Here is a 2,714-nt window from a genome sequence, read left to right on the forward strand (position 1 = left end):
GGGCTGCGGCAAGACCAGCGTCGGCGAAGCGCTGGCCCGCGCGCTGGGCTGGGGCTTCATCGAGGGCGACGCGCACCACGCGCCGGCCTCCATCGCCAAGATGCAGGCCGGCCAGCCGCTGGCCGACGAAGATCGCTGGGGCTGGCTGGACCAGCTCGGGCAGATGCTGCGCACGCAGGCGCCGGTGGTGCTGAGCTGCTCGGCGCTCAAGCGCGCCTACCGTGAGCGGCTGCGCGCCGCCTGCCCAGCGGTGCGCTTCGTCTACATGGACATCGACAAGCCGCTGGCGCTCCAGCGCGTGGCGGCGCGGGCCGACCGCCATTTCTTCTCGGCGACGCTGGTGGACAGCCAGTTCGCCACGCTCGAGCCGCCGACCGGCGAGCCGGGCGTCGTGACCGTGCCTGCGGCGCTGCCGCTGGACGAGCAGATCGGGCGCGCGCTGGCGCTGCTCGCCATGCCCCCCTCCCAGGAGACCGACGCATGAGCCTGTCCGACCACGATCCTTCCTCCGCGGCCGGCGCGGACGCCACCGCGCCGCGCTCGCGCCTGCTCCTGGCCGGCGAGGCCGCGATGGCGCTGTGCCTGGGCGTGATGGCGCTGGCGGTGTTCGTCAACGTCGTGCTGCGCTACGGCTTCGGCGGCGGCATCGCGGCCAGCGAGGAGCTGTCGCGCCTGCTCTTCGTCTGGATGGTCTTCATCGGCGCCACCGCCGCCTACCCGCTGGGCGAGCACATGGCCTTCACCAGCCTGCTGCTGCCGCTGCGCGGCAAGCCCGGCGCGCTGCGGGCGGTCACCGGGGTGATCCGCGTCGCGGTCATCGCCGCGGCGGGCCTGGTGGGCTGGGGCGCCTGGCAGCAGGTGGTCGTCGGCATGGACAGCCGCTCGGTGGTGCTGGGTTATCCCACCGCGCTGCTGCCGCTGCCGGCGCTGCTGTCCTGCGCCGCCATCGCGGCGATGGCGGCCTGGGAGCTGGTCCGCGGCAAGCCGCTGGACCTCGAGCACGAGTCGGACGTCGAGTAAGGACGGGGCAGGTCGATCATGAGCAACGAGGCACTGTCCTTCATCGTCTTCGTCGGCGGCATGGTGCTGCTGATGGGCATCGGCATCCCGATGGCCTTCGCGCTGGTGCTGACCGGCGCCGGCATGGCCTGGGCGCTGGAGTTCTGGGACACCCAGCTGCTGGCGCAGAACCTGGTGGCCGGCATCGACAGCTTCCCGCTGCTGGCCGTGCCCTTCTTCATCCTGGCCGGCGAGCTGATGAACGCGGGCGGCATCAGCCGCCGCATCATCCAGATGGCGCAGGCCTGGGTCGGCCACATCCCCGGCGGGCTGGGCTTCGTGGCGATCGGCGCCTCGGTGCTGATGGCCAGCATGAGCGGCTCGGCGCTGGCCGACACCGCCGCGCTGGCCACCATCCTGCTGCCGATGATGCGACGCCATGGGTATCCGATGGCGACCTCCGCCGGGCTGATCGCCTCGGGCGGCATCATCGCGCCCATCATTCCGCCGTCGATGCCGTTCGTGATCTACGGCGTGACGACCAACACCTCGATCTCGGCGCTGTTCCTCTCGGGCATCGTGCCCGGGCTGGTGATGGGCCTGGGGCTGCTGGTCGCCTGGAAGCTGCAGCTGCGCAGGATCGACCTGCCGCCGGGCACCGCGCTGCCGATGCGCGAGCGGCTCAAGGCCACCGCCCAGGCCTTCTGGGCGCTGCTGATGCCGCTGATCATCATCGGCGGCATGAAGACCGGGGTGTTCACGCCGACCGAGGCCGCGGTGGTGGCCGCGTTCTACGCGCTGGTCATCAGCTTCGTCGTGCACCGCGAGATGGGCCTGCGCGACTTGCACGGCGTGCTGGTGCGGGCGTCCAAGACGACGGCGATCGTGATGTTCCTGTGCGCCGGCGCGCAGGTGGCGAGCTACATGATCACGCTGGCGGACCTGCCGGGCGTGCTCACCGGCTGGCTGGGCGGGCTGATCGAGTCGCCGCGGCTGCTGATGGCGCTGATGATGCTGATCCTCGTGGTGATCGGCACGGCGCTCGACCTGACGCCGACGATCCTGATCTTCGCGCCGGTGATGCTGCCCATCGCGGTCAAGGCGGGCATCGACCCGGTGTACTTCGGGCTGATGTTCGTGCTCAACGGCGCGATCGGCCTGATCACGCCGCCGGTGGGCACGGTCCTCAACGTGGTGGCCGGCGTGGGCCGGCTGTCGATGCACCAGGTCATCAAGGGCGTGAATCCGTTCCTGCTGACCTACGCGCTGATCCTCGTCCTGTTCACCGTGTTCCCCGAGCTGGTCATCGCGCCTGTCAAGTGGATGCGCTGACCGGCTGCGACCTTTCCCTGATCCTCAGCGACCCTCGTACCCAGGAGACAACCATGAGCTTCAAGACCCGCCGCAACACCCTGGCCGCCGCCGTCGCGCTGGCCGCCGTCGCGCTGAGCGCGGCGCTGCCCGTGTCACCGGCGCAGGCCGCCGACATCAAGCCGCGCCTGATCCGCTTCGGCTACGGCCTGGCCGAGAACAGCAACCAGGGCCGCGCGGTGAAGGTCTTCGCCGACGAGGTGGCGCGGCTGTCGGGCGGCAAGATGAAGGTGCGCGCCATCGGCGGCGCCGCGCTCGGCCCGGACACCCAGATGCAGCAGGCGCTGATCGGCGGCGCGCAGGAGATGATGGTCGGCTCGACCGCCACGCTGGTGGGCATCGCC

General features: G+C 71.1%; 3 protein-coding genes and 1 pseudogene. All 4 read left to right on the forward strand.

What is annotated here, in order from left to right:
- The coding region (locus tag FUT87_RS15490; protein WP_147241585.1) for a gluconokinase at window positions 1-484 on the forward strand (484 nt) is incomplete at its 5' end.
- A complete protein-coding gene (locus FUT87_RS15495) occupies window positions 481-1,020 on the forward strand; it encodes a TRAP transporter small permease (RefSeq protein ID WP_147241586.1) in 540 nt (179 codons plus the stop codon). The genes FUT87_RS15490 and FUT87_RS15495, both read left to right, overlap by 4 nt.
- An 18-nt stretch (window positions 1,021-1,038) precedes the next feature.
- A complete protein-coding gene (locus FUT87_RS15500) occupies window positions 1,039-2,331 on the forward strand; it encodes a TRAP transporter large permease (protein WP_147241587.1) in 1,293 nt (430 codons plus the stop codon).
- A 53-nt stretch (window positions 2,332-2,384) separates the two neighbouring features.
- A pseudogene (locus tag FUT87_RS15505) lies at window positions 2,385-2,714 on the forward strand (TRAP transporter substrate-binding protein); the annotation flags it as partial.

It is taken from the genome of Mitsuaria sp. TWR114 (genome assembly GCF_007997345.1).

Bases quoted from the DNA above. Each gene is read 5' to 3' on its own strand.
- FUT87_RS15495 (WP_147241586.1), top strand. From the start codon at position 481: ATGAGCCTGTCCGACCACGATCCTTCCTCCGCGGCCGGCGCGGACGCC.
- FUT87_RS15500 (WP_147241587.1), top strand. From the start codon at position 1,039: ATGAGCAACGAGGCACTGTCCTTCATCGTCTTCGTCGGCGGCATGGTG.